Annotated in this window: 16 protein-coding genes and 2 tRNA genes; 5 read left to right on the forward strand and 13 right to left on the reverse strand. The window is 60.7% G+C overall.

Annotation, left to right across the window (positions count from 1 at the left end):
- Positions 1–43: 43 nt before the first annotated feature.
- The 3 genes from FHT84_RS21475 (at position 44) to FHT84_RS21485 (ending at position 2,754) form a co-directional block, all read left to right on the forward strand.
- On the forward strand, positions 44–970 hold the full coding sequence (locus FHT84_RS21475) for an ROK family protein (protein ID WP_145644439.1): 927 nt from the start codon (positions 44–46) through the stop codon (positions 968–970).
- Entirely contained in the window at positions 960–1,670 is a 711-nt protein-coding gene (locus tag FHT84_RS21480) for a copper homeostasis protein CutC (RefSeq protein WP_145644438.1), read from the forward strand. Before FHT84_RS21475 ends, FHT84_RS21480 begins: the two co-directional genes overlap by 11 nt.
- Positions 1,671–1,878: 208 nt before the next feature.
- Complete coding sequence (locus tag FHT84_RS21485) at positions 1,879–2,754, forward strand: DUF6030 family protein (RefSeq protein ID WP_145644437.1); 876 nt, start codon at positions 1,879–1,881, stop codon at positions 2,752–2,754.
- A 109-nt stretch (positions 2,755–2,863) separates the two neighbouring features.
- Here FHT84_RS21485 and FHT84_RS21490 read toward each other — a convergent pair whose 3' ends face one another.
- The 13 genes from FHT84_RS21490 to FHT84_RS21550 form a co-directional block, all read right to left on the reverse strand.
- A complete protein-coding gene (locus FHT84_RS21490) occupies positions 2,864–4,414 on the reverse strand; it encodes a SpoVR family protein (protein ID WP_145644436.1) in 1,551 nt (516 codons plus the stop codon).
- Positions 4,411–5,682 (reverse strand): YeaH/YhbH family protein, encoded by a 1,272-nt coding sequence (locus FHT84_RS21495; RefSeq protein ID WP_112343194.1) that lies wholly within the window; start codon positions 5,680–5,682, stop codon positions 4,411–4,413. Before FHT84_RS21495 ends, FHT84_RS21490 begins: the two co-directional genes overlap by 4 nt.
- 18 nt (positions 5,683–5,700) lie before the next feature.
- The gene (locus FHT84_RS21500) at positions 5,701–7,647 is read right to left on the reverse strand and encodes a PrkA family serine protein kinase (RefSeq protein ID WP_113249519.1); all 1,947 of its coding nucleotides are present in this window, start codon (positions 7,645–7,647) and stop codon (positions 5,701–5,703) included.
- Between the two features lie 339 nt (positions 7,648–7,986).
- Positions 7,987–8,062 (reverse strand) — tRNA-Phe (locus FHT84_RS21505).
- Between the two features lie 196 nt (positions 8,063–8,258).
- Positions 8,259–8,474, reverse strand: coding sequence for a DNA gyrase inhibitor YacG (yacG, locus tag FHT84_RS21510; RefSeq protein WP_145644435.1), 216 nt, complete (start codon positions 8,472–8,474; stop codon positions 8,259–8,261).
- Between the two features lie 5 nt (positions 8,475–8,479).
- A complete protein-coding gene (locus tag FHT84_RS21515) occupies positions 8,480–9,100 on the reverse strand; it encodes a Maf-like protein (protein WP_112343190.1) in 621 nt (206 codons plus the stop codon).
- A 90-nt stretch (positions 9,101–9,190) separates the two neighbouring features.
- The gene (gene infA, locus FHT84_RS21520; RefSeq protein ID WP_004117876.1) at positions 9,191–9,409 is read right to left on the reverse strand and encodes a translation initiation factor IF-1; all 219 of its coding nucleotides are present in this window, start codon (positions 9,407–9,409) and stop codon (positions 9,191–9,193) included.
- 142 nt (positions 9,410–9,551) lie between these two features.
- Positions 9,552–10,019, reverse strand: a complete 468-nt coding sequence (locus FHT84_RS21525) for a low molecular weight phosphatase family protein (protein ID WP_113249517.1) — start codon at positions 10,017–10,019, stop codon at positions 9,552–9,554.
- A 5-nt stretch (positions 10,020–10,024) separates the two neighbouring features.
- A complete protein-coding gene (locus FHT84_RS21530; RefSeq protein WP_112343188.1) occupies positions 10,025–10,498 on the reverse strand; it encodes a UPF0262 family protein in 474 nt (157 codons plus the stop codon).
- Between the two features lie 3 nt (positions 10,499–10,501).
- Positions 10,502–11,800: a histidinol dehydrogenase gene (gene hisD / locus FHT84_RS21535; protein WP_112343187.1), complete on the reverse strand. Its 1,299-nt coding sequence runs from the start codon at positions 11,798–11,800 to the stop codon at positions 10,502–10,504.
- 58 nt (positions 11,801–11,858) lie between these two features.
- A complete protein-coding gene (locus FHT84_RS21540; RefSeq protein WP_112343186.1) occupies positions 11,859–12,302 on the reverse strand; it encodes a DUF2948 family protein in 444 nt (147 codons plus the stop codon).
- 238 nt (positions 12,303–12,540) lie between these two features.
- Positions 12,541–13,833, reverse strand: a complete 1,293-nt coding sequence (murA, locus tag FHT84_RS21545; RefSeq protein ID WP_145644434.1) for a UDP-N-acetylglucosamine 1-carboxyvinyltransferase — start codon at positions 13,831–13,833, stop codon at positions 12,541–12,543.
- Between the two features lie 144 nt (positions 13,834–13,977).
- Positions 13,978–14,172 carry a hypothetical protein gene (locus FHT84_RS21550; protein WP_145644569.1) on the reverse strand — a complete coding sequence of 65 codons (195 nt, stop codon included), beginning with the start codon at positions 14,170–14,172 and terminating at the stop codon, positions 13,978–13,980.
- 258 nt (positions 14,173–14,430) lie between these two features.
- Here FHT84_RS21550 and FHT84_RS21555 point away from each other — a divergent pair.
- Positions 14,431–14,505, forward strand: a tRNA-Thr gene (locus FHT84_RS21555).
- Between the two features lie 289 nt (positions 14,506–14,794).
- Positions 14,795–14,962, forward strand: a complete 168-nt coding sequence (locus FHT84_RS21560) for a hypothetical protein (RefSeq protein WP_183764740.1) — start codon at positions 14,795–14,797, stop codon at positions 14,960–14,962.
- The last annotated feature ends 634 nt before the right edge of the window (positions 14,963–15,596 follow it).

The following is a 15,596-nucleotide window of genomic DNA, read 5'->3' on the forward strand; positions in this document are numbered from 1 at the left end:
AAGGGTGCGAGCAAGGCCGCATGTTCCCAGCGGGTCGATATTCATGATCGTTTCCTTCGACATAGGCGGCAGCGCCATCAAGGGCGGCATCGCCCACTCGATGACGGATATCGTGCCGCTGGCGCGGCGGCCTACGCCCAGGCATGATTTTGCCGAATTCGTCGCAGTCCTGCGCGATGTCATCGCGGAAGCAGGCGAAAAACCGGATTGCCTCTCCTTTTCCATTGCCGGCGTGGTCGATCCCGATACGCAGGCGCTGACCTGCGCCAATATCCCTTGCATCCACACCCGGCACCTCGCCGCCGATCTGGAAGCGGAACTCGGCTATCCCGTGCTGATCGCCAATGATGCCGATTGCTTCGCCATGGCCGAGGCCATGTCCGGTGCCGGCCGCGGCCATCGCATCGTCTTCGGCGCCATTCTCGGCACCGGCGTCGGCGGCGGCCTGGTGGCCGACGGCCGGCTCGTCAACGCGGCCGGCGGCTTTGCCGGGGAATGGGGCCATGGTCCCATCATCGCATCCTTTGCCGGCAATCCGCCGGTCGCCATTCCCGCTTATCCCTGCGGCTGCGGCCAGAAGGGCTGCGTCGATACGGTCGGCGGCGCGCGCGGCATCGAACGCCTGCACAAGACGCTTCATGGCCAGGACCTTTCCAGCGAAGAAATCATCGACCAATGGCGGAAGGGCGATGAGCGTACGGAACGCACGATCGATGTCATGGTCGATCTGGTCGCCTCGCCGCTCGCTTTGACGGTCAACATAACAGGCGCAACCATCGTTCCGGTCGGCGGCGGTCTTTCCAATGTCGAACCGCTGCTTGCGCGCTTGGATGACGCGGTGCGGAGCCGCATCCTGCGCAAGTTCGGTCGGCCGCTCGTCGTGCCCAGTGAATGCAAGCTGGAACCGGGCCTCATCGGCGCCGCCCTCCTGGGCCTGCAATATGCCGGGGAGCGCGGCCATGCTGCTTGAGGTCTGCGTCGAGGATATTGCCGGACTGAAAGCCGCTGTCGCGGGCGGCGGCGACCGTATCGAGCTTTGCAGCGCGCTCGCCGTCGGCGGCTTGACGCCAAGCGCCGGGCTGATGGCAGAGGCTGCCAAGATGCCCATCCCCGCCTACGCCATCATCCGCCCGCGCGCTGGCAACTTCGTCTATTCGGCTGATGAACTCGACGTCATGAAGCGCGACATCGACGCAGCCCGCAATGCCGGACTGCGGGGCGTCGTGCTTGGCGCCTCCCTACCGGACGGGCACTTGGATTTCGATGCGCTTGCCATCCTCACCGCCCATGCGGAAGGTCTCGGCACGACGCTGCATCGCGCCTTCGATCTTGTCCCTGATATCGCCGAGGCCGTGGAAATGGCCGTCAAGCTCGGTTTCGAGCGCATCCTGACGTCGGGCGGCGCCAAGACCGCGGCGGAGGGCGTTGACATGCTCGAACAAGCGATTGCCGCAGCCGCCGGCCGCATCTCCATCATGCCCGGCTCCGGCGTCACGCTTGCAAACGTCGGCCGGCTATGGCCGCGATTGCAGATCAGCGAGATCCATGCCTCCTGTTCCGCGGCCTTTGCCGAGCCGGACGAGCGCGTCGTCGCCCTCGGCTTCTCGGCGCCGTCCGGGCGCCGCACGGATGCCGCGACCGTCAAGGCGCTCAAGACCTATTTTGCCTGAAGCGACGAAGCTGCGAAAAGCCAGGCCCGAAACGCGAGATATGAGCTGGAAGGAACCGCGACGCGCTCTGGGCAAGGTCATGAATTGACAAAGAAACATTAGAATGATCAATCGTTCATAAACGCATATGCTGTAGCCAGGTATTGGCTGCGCAACATACAGTTATCGCGGCCAACAGGTTTCCTCGGGAGTAGCTGAGATCTGAACCATGTCGGTGGCGCCACCTCGCAAGAAAAGCAGGGCTGTCTTCTGGATTGCGACGATCGTCATCGGCTCGATCATCCTGGCGACCGCGCTCCTTGCCAATGATATGCGTAACCTCAGGGTGCTGGACAGCCGCTATCATCTCAACCTGTTTCCCCAGCCGGAACAACAGCCGGCACCCTTACCGCCGAAGCCTGCCCAGGCGCAGCAGCCGGCACATGTCGCCACGGCAAGCACTCCAGCCGAACATCCGCCGACGGCAGCCGAAGCGCCGAGGCATGGCCGCATAAAACCGGCGAGCGATAAATCTTCGGCAAGGAGATCCCATCTGCTGGATGCCCCCGTCGACGCCCTGCTGAGCGCCTTCGTGCGCAGCTGGCGGATATCAGGCCAAGCGCTTTGCGCCGATCTCGAAAAATTCGGCCTGCCCGTGGGCGAGTGGCGGCAAAGCGAATTGGGCGGCGGCACATCGGAATGCAGCTACGCCGTCCAGAAGGGCGCCTACGGCAATGCGAACGCGGCGTCTTTCTTCATCATCGCACGCGGCAAGCCGACCGGCGAACTCGAGACGATCCGCATCAAGGTGATCATGCCCGACAACGACGATGGCAAGTCCATCGCCGGCACCTTCATCGACACTGTCGTCCTGCTGCTGAATGAGACCCATTGGCTGGATTTCCAGGCGGCGCTGAATGCGATCGGCACGCTTCAGGATGTGACGCTGCAGGCCTTCGGCGCCAAGCTCGCCTTTTTCAAGGAATTCCAGAGCAACAACAACTTCAACCTTCAACTCGAATTGCGCAGAACGACACCCGAACAGATCCGAACCGCCCTTGTCTTCGACAAGGCTCGCTGGACCCTTCCCTCTCCCTCCAAGTAGTTGCGTAGTCCCGTGGTACGATGCATTGATCCTCAGCCGTCAGGAAGACGATGCGCAGGTGAGCGACCATCAGCGCCGGCCCAAAAGCCGGTCATAGGCGAGTGGGATTTTACGCCGCTAGCGCCGAGGCGCGGGGATGGACGAGATGATCGCGAAGCACCGCGCCTGAGCGGTCGACTTCCTGCATCAGTACGTCGTAACTCCACAGATCGGCCAGGTGCTGCAGCACGCGCTTGGCATCCATATCGTCAAGCAGCGCACCGTTCAGCACCGTATGCCTGACCAGAAGCCGTCTGTCGCCGGCAAGATCGACATCGACGATCTCGATATGCGGATCGATCCAGCCGACATCATATTGCCGTGACAGTTCCCGCCGGATGCGGCGATAGCCCCGCTCGTCATGAATGGCGGCAACCCTCAAACCCTCTTCCTCTTCCGGATCGTCGGTCAGCTGGAACATGCGCATCTGACGCATCAGGTGCGGGCTTAGGAACTGCGCCACGAAACTCTCGTCGCGATAATTCGCCCAAAGATCGCGCAGCACCGCCATGGCATCGCCGGTGCCGGCGATTTCCGGGAACCACTGGCGATCCTCCGCTTCCGGCTTCGTCACGATGCGCTCGATATCCTGCATCATGGCAAAACCGATCGCGTAGGGGTTGAGACCGGAATAGCGGGGATCGTTGAAGGTCGGCTGGAAGACCACATTGGTATGCGATTTCAGAAACTCCAGAAAATCGCCGTCGCTGATGCCGCCAAGCTCGTGCAGCCGCGTCATGATGCGATAGTGCACATAGGTCGCCGTGCCCTCGTTCATGACCTTGGTCTGGCTCTGCGGATAGAAATACTGCGCCACATGCCTCACGATGCGGATGATCTCGCGCTGCCAGGGCTTCAGGCGCGGCGCCATCTTTTCCAGGAAATAGAGGATATTCTCCTGCGGCAGGCCCGCCAGCGAACGCCGCCGCTCCAGATCGAGATCATGGGTCTTCTTGCCAGATCCGGCCGGAACGGTGCGCCAGAGATCGTTGAAGATCTTCTCGTCATATTCGCGCCGCTCGCGCTCGCGCTTCTCCTCGTCGCGCAGATCTGGCGTCTTCTTGCCGGCATAGCGGTGCACGCCGTGCGACATCAGCGCATGGGCGGCATCCAGCGTGCGCTCGACGGCGGCGTGGCCGTAGCGCTCCTCGCAGCGTGCGACATAGCTCTTGGCAAAATTAAGGTAATCGAGAATGCCTTCGGCATCGGTCCAGAGCTTAAAGAGATAGTTGTTCTTGAAGAAGTGGTTATGGCCGAAGGCGGCATGCGCGATGACAAGCGCCTGCATCGTCGCGGTGTTCTCTTCCATCAGATAGGAGATGCAGGGCGAACTGTTGATGACGATCTCATAGGCGAGCCCGCGCAGCCCCTTGCGATAGAAGGCCTCGTGATGGGCGAAGTGCTTGCCGAAGGACCAGTGCTTGTAGAACAGCGGCATGCCGATCGAGGAATAGACGTCGAGCATCTGCTCGGCGGTGATGATCTCAATCTGATTGGGATAGACATCGAGACCAAGCTCGTTGACGGCGATCTTTTCGCAGGCATTGTGGATCCGCTGAATGGTGGCGAAATCCCAGTCCGCACCCTCGAAAAGCCGTTCCATCGATGCCTTGGCCATCATCCGCTCCTTGTTTCCGCCGTCCGGCGCTGGAAGAGATCGTGGAAGACCGGATAGATCTGGCTGCGATCGCTAACACGCCGCATGGAAAGCACCGGCCACCCCGCCTGCATCCGCTCGTAGAGCGACCAGATCGCCGAGCCTGAGGAGATCGCGACACTGCGCGATTCACCCACTTCGAGATAAGCAAAATACTGGCAGACGGGCAGAATCTCGCTCGTCATCAGCGCCGCCGTCGTCGCATTGTCGGAATAGGCATTGTCGCCGTCCGACGCTTGTGCCGCATAGATGTTCCAGTCGGACGCCGGGAAGCGGTCCCGCACGATCCGCCGCATGGCTTCGAGAGCGCTCGAAACCTGCGTGCCGCCCGTCGCCGGGCTGCGGAAGAAGGTCTCCTCGTCCACCTCCTCGGCGACGTCGGTATGGCGGATGAAGACGATCTCGACACGGCGATACTGTCGGGTCAGGAAGATGTAGAGCAGCATGTAGAAACGCTTGGCAAGGTCCTTCATGTGCTCGGTCATCGAGCCGGATACGTCCATCAGGCAGAACATGACGGCCTGCGCCACCGGCTTCGGCTCGTTCTCGAAACGGCGATAGCGAATGTCGATCGGATCGATATAGGGAATGCGCCGGACCTTCGATTCCAGCCTCTTGATTTCGGCTTCGAGCTGTGCGCGGCGCTTCTCGTCCGTGCACTCCTCCGCCTCCTCGATGAGCTTTTCGACTGTTTCCGGCTTCGGACGATGCAGCGCCACACGACGCATCATCGCCAGCCGCATTGTGCGGTTGATCGCAAGATTGGCGGGCGATCCCGTCACCGAGTAACCTGCCCGCACCGGGTTGATCTGGTCCGCCGACATCAGCCGCCGCTTGGCGAGGTCGGGCAGTTCAAGATCGTCAAGAAAGAGATCGAGAAATTCATCCCGCGTCAGGATGAAGCGGAAGGCATCCTCGCCGCTGCCGTCACCGCCGGCGCGCGGCCTGCCGTCGCCACCTTCCGGCCGCGGCAGGATATCGCCTTCGATGAAGTCCTTGTTACCGGGAAGAATATGCTCCTTGAGGCCCTCCGGGCCGCGATGGAACCGAGGCTCCTCGGTTCCATCCAGGGGAATGCTGATCTCGCCACCCTTCAGAATGTCCTGAATGTCGCGATTTTGAGAGGATTCATAGACCGCTCTCTGCACCAGCGCTTTTGCTCTACGCAAAAATCGTTGACGATTCTCCAGACTTTTACCGCCTGGGTTCAGGCGTCTGTCAACAATGTGCATTCCTTCTTCCTTGGTGGCTCATCCCGCCTGTTTCACACGCATGTACCATTCCACAAGCCGCCGGACCTGACGCTCGGTGTATCCCCGCGCCACCATCCGCTCGACGAATTCGCCATGTTTCTTCTCCGTCTCGCCGTCCTTCTTCGACCCGAACGAAATGACCGGCAGAAGGTCCTCGACCTGCGAGAACATCCGCTTTTCGATGACCTCGCGGATTTTCTCGTAGCTGGTCCAGGACGGGTTCTTGCCGCCATGGCTCGCTCGTGCCCGCAGGCAGAACTTGACTACCTCGTTGCGGAAGTCCTTCGGATTGGCGATGCCTGCCGGCTTTTCGATCTTGGTGAGCTCCTGGTTCAGGAGTTCGCGGTCGAGAAGCTGGCCCGTATCCGGATCCTTGAAGTCGACATCCTCGATCCAGGCGTCGGCGTAGTCGACATAGCGATCGAAAAGGTTCTGGCCGTAATCCGAATAGGATTCCAGATAGGCCTTCTGGATCTCGTTGCCGATGAACTCCGCATAGCGTGGTCCGAGTTCGCTCTTGATAAACTCGATATAGAGCTTCTCGGTTTCAAGCGGCAGCTGTTCCCGGCGGATTGCCTGCTCGAGCATGTACATCAGATGCACCGGATCGGCGCCGACCTCCGTCGTATCGTAGTTGAAGGTCGCCGCCAGCACCTTGAAGGCGAAGCGGGTGGAGGCTCCATCCATGCCTTCGTCGACACCGGCCGAGTCACGATATTCCTGCACGCTGCGCGCCCTCGGATCGGTTTCCTTCAGGCTCTCGCCGTCATAGACCCGAAGCTTGGAGAAGGCCGTCGAGTTTTCATGCTTGGAAAGCCGCGTCAGAACCGTGAAGCGGGCAAGCGTCTCCAATGTCGACGGCGCACACGGCGCCTCGCTGAGCTCGGATTCCTCGATCAGCTTTTCGTAGATTTTCTGCTCTTCGGTGACCCTCAGGCAATAAGGTACTTTCACGACGCAGATGCGGTCGATGAAGGCCTCGTTGTTCTTGTTGGACTTGAAGGTCTGCCATTCCGATTCGTTTGAGTGCGCCAGGATGATGCCGGAGAAGGGTATCGCACCGATATTTTCCGTACCGATGTAGTTGCCTTCCTGCGTCGCCGTCAGCAGCGGGTGCAGCATCTTGATCGGTGCCTTGAACATTTCGACGAATTCGAGAATGCCCTGGTTGGCACGGTTCAATGCACCGGAGTAGCTGTAGGCATCCGGATCGTTCTGCGCGAGGCTTTCGAGCTTGCGGATATCCACCTTCCCGACCAGCGATGAGATATCCTGGTTGTTCTCGTCGCCCGGCTCCGTCTTGGCGACGGCAATTTGCCGCAGCCGCGAAGGCTGGATCCGAACCACTTTGAAGCGGGAAATGTCACCCTCGAACTCCTCGAGCCGCTTGAGGCACCAGGGACTCATGAGCCCGGTCAGGCGCCGCCGCGGAATGCCGTAGCGTTCCTCGATCATCGGCCCCATGGTGACGGGATCGAACAGGCTGAGCGGGCTTTCAAAGACCGGACTGAGTTCGTTGCCGGCCTTCAGCACATAGATGGGATGCACCTCCATCAGCGACTTCAGCCGCTCGGCGAGCGAGGACTTGCCGCCGCCGACCGGCCCGAGCAGATAGAGGATCTGCTTGCGCTCCTCCAGGCCTTGAGCCGCATGGCGGAAGAAGGCGACGATGCGTTCGATCGTCTCTTCCATGCCGAAAAACCCGGAGAAAGCCGGATAGGTCCGGATGGTCCGGTTCATGAAGATACGCCCAAGCCTTGTATCCTTGGCCGTATCGATCAGCAGTGGTTCGCCCATGGCTGCCAGCAGCCGCTCTGCCGCATTTGCGTACATGAGCGGATCATCCCGGCACGCTTCCAGGTATTCTGAGAATGACATCTCGACTTCGCGCCGTGCTTCGAAAGAACGGGCGAACGTGTTAAATAGCACATCATTGTTTAACATGGCGCCTCGATAGCTTGCTATTGCAATAAACGCCGGCCTTTACGAGATCACTTTATCCCGCTGTATCTAAGGTGCGGTATGACTCGCTTCGAATCAATAGGTGATCTGTCAATAATTCGTACGCTTGATTCCGAATGTCATCAATATCTTGAAGGGATCATGCACCGAATTAATGAAACACAACCGCAGGATTGTTGCGACCAAAACACTACACGCAAGAAGTTTCTCTTCTCACAATCAGGCACGCCCCTCGGGCATCCATTCGAAAACCCGATCTGAACGAGAAGTTGCTCGAAGCCAGCGTCGCGCTTCATTGTCCGCATGATTGGGGAGAAAAGATGGTGCCCAGAGCCGGAATCGAACCAGCGACACGCGGATTTTCAATCCGCTGCTCTACCAACTGAGCTATCTGGGCATCCGTGCTTCACGCCTGAGAAGGAGCCTTGAGGGGCGCCGGGCGGTTGGTTCGCCCCGGAAGCGAGCGGGGTTATAGCATCTTGTTCGGCCATGTCCAGCAGCAAATGACTCTTTTTTGACAGGAAATCGAATTTTGGCAATTCGCGAACAAAATGAAGGGGTTCGTGAATGAAAGCGGCGTTGGAAAGCCACATTCATTCCTGGTCGGAGCCGTCGGCCTTCGTCTCGTCTTCAGTCACTGGGATGGCATAGGCGCCATTGAGCCATCGCGATAGATCGACGGAGCGGCATCGATCCGAGCAGAAAGGATAGTGTTCGCGCATCGATGGACGGCCGCATTCCGGGCAGGGTCGCGTCTTGCGCAGCGGCTCGACCTTGGAACCGACCTTGATCTCTTCAGCCTTCGTCATCAGCTCTATCCTTCCTGCCATCCGGCGTGGACATCGAATCCCTCGCCTGCGAGCAGGAGCATGGTCTCATAAAGCGGCAATCCGACGACATTGGTGTAGGAACCGACAAGTTTCTGCACGAAGGAGCCGGCAAGCCCCTGTATGCCGTAGGCTCCGGCCTTCCCCCGCCATTGCCCGGAGGCGAGATACATTTCGATGTCGCGGCCCGAGAGCCGCTTGAAGCGCACCTTGGTCTCGATAACCTTCTGGCGCAGCTTGCGGTCCGGCGTGATCAGGCAGATGCCGGTATAGACGACATGGCCGCGCCCGGAGAGCAGATGCAGCGCCGCGGACGCTTCATCGACGAATTCCGCCTTGGGCAGGATGCGCCGTCCGACAGCGACAACCGTATCGGCCGAGAGAATATAGCTGCCCTGCCAGGCGGCGTCGCTTTTGATTGCGGCATACGCCGCATCGCCCTTCTCCGCCGAAAGCCGGCGCGCCAGCGAGCGCGGATGTTCCGACTTCTTCGGCGTCTCGTCGATGTCCATGGGCATGAGACGCGCGGGCTCGATGCCTGACTGATGCAGGAGCTCGACGCGACGCGGCGATCCGGAGGCCAGTATCAGCTTGTGTTTCAACGCCATCAGATCTCGACCTGTCATGCGGGAATGAGAGCCGGCTCCGGAGCATGATGCCGAAAATGTCGGCGGCATCCGGCTCCAGCGAGCGGCGGACTACTTGAAACGGTAGGTGATGCGGCCCTTGGTCAGGTCGTAAGGGGTCATTTCCACCAGCACCTTGTCGCCGGCCAGAACGCGGATGCGGTTCTTGCGCATGCGGCCCGCGGTGTGGGCGATGATCTCGTGCTCGTTTTCCAGCTTCACGCGAAAGGTCGCGTTCGGCAGGAGTTCGGTGACGACACCGGGAAATTCGAGGACTTCTTCTTTCGGCATTAAAGCTTCTTTTCCTGTCGGTTGAGGCCGGCACCCCTGTTAAAAAGGCGGGGTCGCCGGAAATTTGCGCGGAAACTACACAATCGCCGCGGTTTTGTGAACCACGTTGATAAGGGTTTCTGCATTTGTTTCATCTGCGGCTCTAAAGCGAGCCGCGATGTTCCACAAGCCTGCTCTCTATGAGGCCGAGAAGATAGTCCCTCACCCCGCGATAGGCATCCAGAACCTGCTCGCGCGTTCCGTCCGTCGCCGAGGGGTCCATCGTCGGCCAATAGATGACGTCGATCGCATTGGCCCGTGTCAGTTCCAGCGCGGCGTGATGCGCCTCGGGAGAGAGCGTGATGATGACATCGAAGAAATCATCCTCCAGCTCCTCCATGGTCTGCGGCTGCCGCCGGCCGAGTGAAAGCCCCATCTCGGAAAGCACGACATCGACGAAGGGATTGCGCTCGCCGGCACGCACGCCGGCAGACGCGATATAGGTGCCTTGCGGCAGCATCTGCCGGGCGATCGCTTCGGCCATGGGCGAACGAATGGTATTCAGGCCGCACATGAAGAGGATGGCGCCGGGGGATTTGCCGATATGCTCGATCGCCTGCGGCTCTTCCATATCGGTCACCCGCGCCAATAGAGCACGCAGACGAGCGTGAACAGCCGCCGCGCCGTGTCGAAATCCACGGTGATCTTGCCGTTCAGCCGGTCCATCAGCGTCTGCGAGCCTTCGTTGTGGATGCCGCGCCGGCCCATGTCGATCGCTTCGATGCGGCTTGGCGTGGCGGAGCGGATCGCCTCGTAATAGCTCTCGCAGATCATGAAATAATCCTTCACGATCCGGCGAAACGGCGTCAGCGACAGGATATGGGTGGCGACAACGGCGCCGTCTTCCATGCGGATGTCGAAAACCAGCTTCTGGTCGACCAGCGACAGGTTCAGCAGATAGGGCCCGCCCTGATGCCCGATCGGCTCGAAGCTGTTTTCCTCGATCAGGTCGAAAATGGCGACGGCGCGCTCATGCTCGACATCGGGTGTCGAGCGGCCGATCGTGTCGTCCAGGACCACATCGCTCAGCCGGAAGACGCCCTTGGCCATGCCTTACCCCTCGAGATTGAGGCGGATCGCGACCGATCGCGCATGTGCATCCAGCCCCTCGGAATTGGCAAGCGCGATCGCCGCCGGCCCGAGTGCGCGAAGCTGCTCCGGCCCAAGCCTGAGGATCGAGGTGCGCTTGACGAAATCCAGCACCGAGAGCCCAGAGGAGAAGCGCGCTGAGCGGGCCGTCGGCAGCACATGGTTCGAGCCGCCGACATAATCGCCGATCACCTCGGGCGTGTGGCGGCCGACGAAGATCGCGCCGGCATTGCGCACACCGGCAAGCAATGGCTCGGGATCGTCGACAGCGAGTTCCAGATGCTCGGCCGCGATTCTGTTGGCAAGCGGAATGGCCTGCTTCAGATCGGAGACCAGGATAACGGCCCCGAAATCCCGCCAGCTGGCTGCCGCCGTCTGCGAGCGGCTGAGCCGCTTCAACTGCCGCTCGACCGCCGCTTCTACCGCCTTGCCGAATTCGGCATCGTCGGTGATCAGGATCGATTGCGCGCTTTCGTCATGCTCCGCCTGTGCCAGAAGGTCGGCGGCGATCCAATCCGGATCGTTGTTCTTGTCGGCGATGACGAGCACCTCCGAAGGGCCGGCGATCATGTCGATGCCGACGGTGCCGAACACCTGGCGCTTGGCGGCCGCCACATAGGCGTTGCCCGGGCCAGTGATCTTATAGACCGGCTTGATCGTCTCCGTGCCATAGGCAAGGGCCGCGATCGCCTGCGCGCCGCCGATGCGGTAGATCTCCTCGACGCCTGCCATGCGGGCGGCGGCAAGCACGGCCGGATTGACGGCACCATCCTTGGTCGGCACGGCGATGACGACGCGGTCCACACCGGCGACCTTGGCCGGCACGGCATTCATCAGCACTGAGCTCGGATAGCTCGCCGTGCCGCCGGGCACATAGAGGCCGACGGCTTCGATCGCCGTCCAGCGCGATCCCAGGCCGACGCCGAGATCGTCCTCGTAGATGTCGTCCTTCGGCAGCTGCCGGCGGTGATGCGATTCGATGCGGGTGGCGGCGACCTTCAATGCGCCGAGAACCTCGGCCGGAACGGCGGCAATGGCGGCATCGATCTCCGCTTCGCTGACGCGCATCGGTGTCGTGGCGAAATCGATGCCCTCGAATTTCCTGGAATAATGAGCAAGGGCTGCATCGCCACGCGCCCGCACATCATCGATAATGCCGCGCACGACGGCATTCACATCCTCGGAGACTTCCCGCTTCGTCGTCAGGAACGCGGCAAACTGCTGCTCGAACCCTTCCGACGCCTGATCCAGCCAGATAGCCAATGCTGATATTCCCTTCCATCAAGACCGACTTCAGCGGCCGTATCCAACCGTTACAAGCCTATACTCCCGCGTCGGGATGCCGGGGCTTATGCGCCGTTTCCCACGCGCCGCCGATATCTGCGAGCTGGGCCTCGATGCATTCGACATCGAGCGCGATCGTGGCCTTGCCGGCAAGGGTGAGTTCGATCGTGCCGTCAGGCCCCTCGCCTTTCTGTTCGAAGCGGATCGCAAGCAGTGACAGCACCTCGTCGCGGTTGCGCCGATCGATGCCGCTGGAGCGCACCGCCTGCACGCGCTTGAACACCAGCGCGGAACGATGGCGTTCGTAAGGCTTGCTGCGCTGATCCGATTGCTCCCAGCCGAAGCGGTTGGCCGCGAGCGAAAACTGCTCCTGCTTCGGCGCATAGGACATATCGCCGACCTTGAAGACGCTATCCTGCATATAGGCAGAGATGACATCCAGGTCCTCCGTGTCGAGTGCCATTAGCTTGAGATCGCTCATTCGTCCTTTATCCCCGATCGCGCCACCAGAAAAACGCCCGGCGAAACGCCGTTTCCAGCGTTTCCCTTCTGTGGACATAAGATGCGAGCGCAAAAGACGCAACCGAAGAAAACGGGCTTGCCCGCTCTCTTCGCGCCATCGGATGGAATTAAGGCATGCCGCGCAAATCCGTGTCGCGGTTTTGCGACAGCGGCGGGCACGAAAGCCGAAAACTATTCCGCAAAGACCGCGATAGGGCTTAGTCGCTGATGCGTTCGACGATGGCGCCGCAGCGCGTCAGCTTGTCTTCCAGCCGCTCGAAGCCGCGATCGAGGTGATAGATGCGCGACACCACCGTCTCGCCTTCGGCGGCAAGGCCGGCAATGACGAGCGAGACCGAAGCGCGAAGGTCGGTCGCCATCACGGGCGCGCCCTTCAGCTTCTCGACGCCCTCGATGCGGGCCGTCTGGCCTGACAGAGAGATCTTCGCGCCGAGGCGGGCCAGCTCCTGCACATGCATGAAGCGGTTTTCGAAGATGGTCTCGGTGATGTGCGAAATGCCGGAGGAGCGGGTCATCAGCGCCATGAACTGCGCCTGCAGGTCGGTCGGGAAGCCCGGGAATGGATCGGTGACCACATCGACCGGCTTGATGCCGCCGCCATTGCGCATGACACGGATGCCGTTATTGGTCGGCGAGATCGTAGCACCGGCGCGGCGCAGGCTTTCGAGCGCCGTGTCGAGCAGCGCCACATCGGTGTTTTCGAGCGTGACATCGCCGCCGGCCATGGCAACGGCCATGGCATAGGTGCCGGTCTCGATACGGTCGGGCAGGACGCGGTGGCGCGCGCCGGAGAGCGAGGTGACGCCCTCGATGGTGATCGTGCTGGTGCCGGCGCCGGAAATCTTGGCGCCCATGGCGATGAGGCAATTGGCGAGATCGACGATTTCGGGCTCGCGGGCCGCATTGCCGATGACGGTGGTGCCGCGGGCAAGCGTGGCCGCCATCATCATCACATGCGTCGCGCCGACGGAAACCTTGGGGAAGACATAGCGCGCGCCGATGAGGCCGCCCTTCGGCGCGGTGGCATTGATATAGCCGGCGTCGATTTCCATGGTGGCGCCGAGCGCCTCGAGACCCTCGATGAAGAGATCGACCGGGCGCGTGCCGATGGCGCAGCCGCCGGGCAGCGACACGCGCGCCTGACCCTCGCGGGCGAGCAGCGGCCCGATGACCCAGAAGCTCGCGCGCATCTTGGCGACGAGTTCGTAGGGCGCGGTCGTATCGACGATGGTGCGGCAGGTGAAATGGATCGTGCGGGAATAGCCGTCTTCCTGGCGCTCGCGCCGGCCGTTGACGGCGACATCGACGCCGTGATTGCCGAGGATTCGCATCAGGAGCTCGACATCGGCCAGATGCGGCACGTTTTCCAGCGTCAGGGTATCGCTTGTCAGAAGCGAGGCGATCATCAGCGGCAGGGCGGCATTCTTGGCGCCGGAGATCGGAATGATACCGTTGAGCTCATTGCCGCCGACAATCCTGATACGATCCATATAAGCAATACGGGCGAGGCCCGCCTTTCCTGATAGTCCCGGGCGCCTTGAGTGCCGGCGCCAGGTTTCGTGCACCTTGGTAAAAGGCGCTCTTTAGACGAAATAGATTAACGCATCAATTCGTTTGATGATGGGCAACATCAATCATTGCGATTCGTCCCTTTTTGCGGCGGCTTCAGCGCTATCCACAGGCTTTGCCGCCGGCAAACCATCCGTCTCGTCGGCCTGGCCGGCGCGCCGCGCCCGCACCTGCTGCTTGCGGCGGGACAGATTCTCCCGCAGCTTCTGCGCGGCACGCTCGCGCCGCCGATCCGCTTCCGTGACCTGCTTGCCGCCCACGGGCTCGCCCGCCTCGCCGCCGACCCCACCACTGGTCCCACCGGGCGCCGAACCGCCCTGCAAAGCCTGCCCACCATCGATTTTCGTCTTGTCCGCAGCCATGGCTTCCTCATAGCGGAAAACCTTAGGCGTCAAAAGACCGACACATTTTTTCCAGCGATCTTTCAAAGAACTTGCAATTTGCGGCTTGCACTCCGCCCCGACCTATGGCAATAGCCGCCTCGCCCAATACGGCGCACTTAAATCGCGCCACGGAATGCTGCTATAGCTCAGGGGTAGAGCACTCCCTTGGTAAGGGAGAGGCCGAGAGTTCAAATCTCTCTAGCAGCACCACTCAACCATCTGATTTCCCTTCTCTTTCTGAAACAAGCGCTCCCTGTTCCCCGGCAACTGAAGGCGGAACAAATCGCGATTGCACGAGCGAATACGGGGAAAATACGGGTACTTCGTTCACCGGACGTTCTGCCGTCATTGCGGAAGCATCGCATTGGTTGGCGACTCACCGCGACCAGTGCATCGGCAAAAGCATCCCCATTCTCAAAGAAAAGTTCGGGCTGTGTAACCTTGAAGCGATTGAGGCCACGAAGCGCGCCCATGCGATTGAATTCGGAGGGCGCAACTGATGGCGAAGAATGGACGCCTGCGCCGCAAGATCGCGCAAAAGCAGAAGACGGCAGCCGAAAAACAGCTTCAGGCCGAGCGCCTTATTCAGAATGCGGAGAAGCGCCTTCCGAAGGATAAGGCAGATCTCTATACCAAACTGAAGGCTCAGGGAGGCGCAGACAAGTGACCTCCTCAATTTCTGTTTCAGCAGCCTTGTTGCGCACGAGGCTGGTTTCTGGCGCGTGCCGTGACGAAGAGCTGGCTAAGGCCTATGAGACTGGTGAGGCGCATACGCGAAAGGCTGCGCCTCGTCGTGCCAGCTCCATCGGACGACTCTCCAATCGCTTCATTCCGAAAGGACCGCGTGCACGTCCTGTCTCGCCGGACAAAGAGGCATCACGCCGTCGCAAACGTATCGTAGGCGGCCCGAGTGAACTTCCCGAGAATATCCGTCAGCACTACACCCACGGCGAGCAGGCCGCTCTTGCTATCGTTGTGCGCGAGGTCATGGATAAAGGCTGCTGTGATCTGTGTATCGATCAGATCGCAGCTGAGGCAGGCATTAGTCGCACGACTGTGCAGAACGCTCTGCGCAGGGCAAGAGACGAGAATGCGCATGTTGACGTAGAGGTGCGGCCGGTTCCAGGCCAAAAGAACCTCACCAACGTTATCCGCATAATTTCGAAAGAGTGGGTGGACTGGCTGAAGCGGCGCATAGGGTTCAAAAAGCTGAGTACCACGAAGATATCGAGTGGAAGAATCTCTCTCTCTGAGTTTGCCGATAGTGCTCTTAGGGCTTTGGAGAAGGGTGAGGAGGCACG

The organism is Rhizobium sp. BK289, from assembly GCF_014193575.1.
Classification (GTDB): Bacteria; Pseudomonadota; Alphaproteobacteria; order Rhizobiales; family Rhizobiaceae; genus Rhizobium; species Rhizobium tropici_C.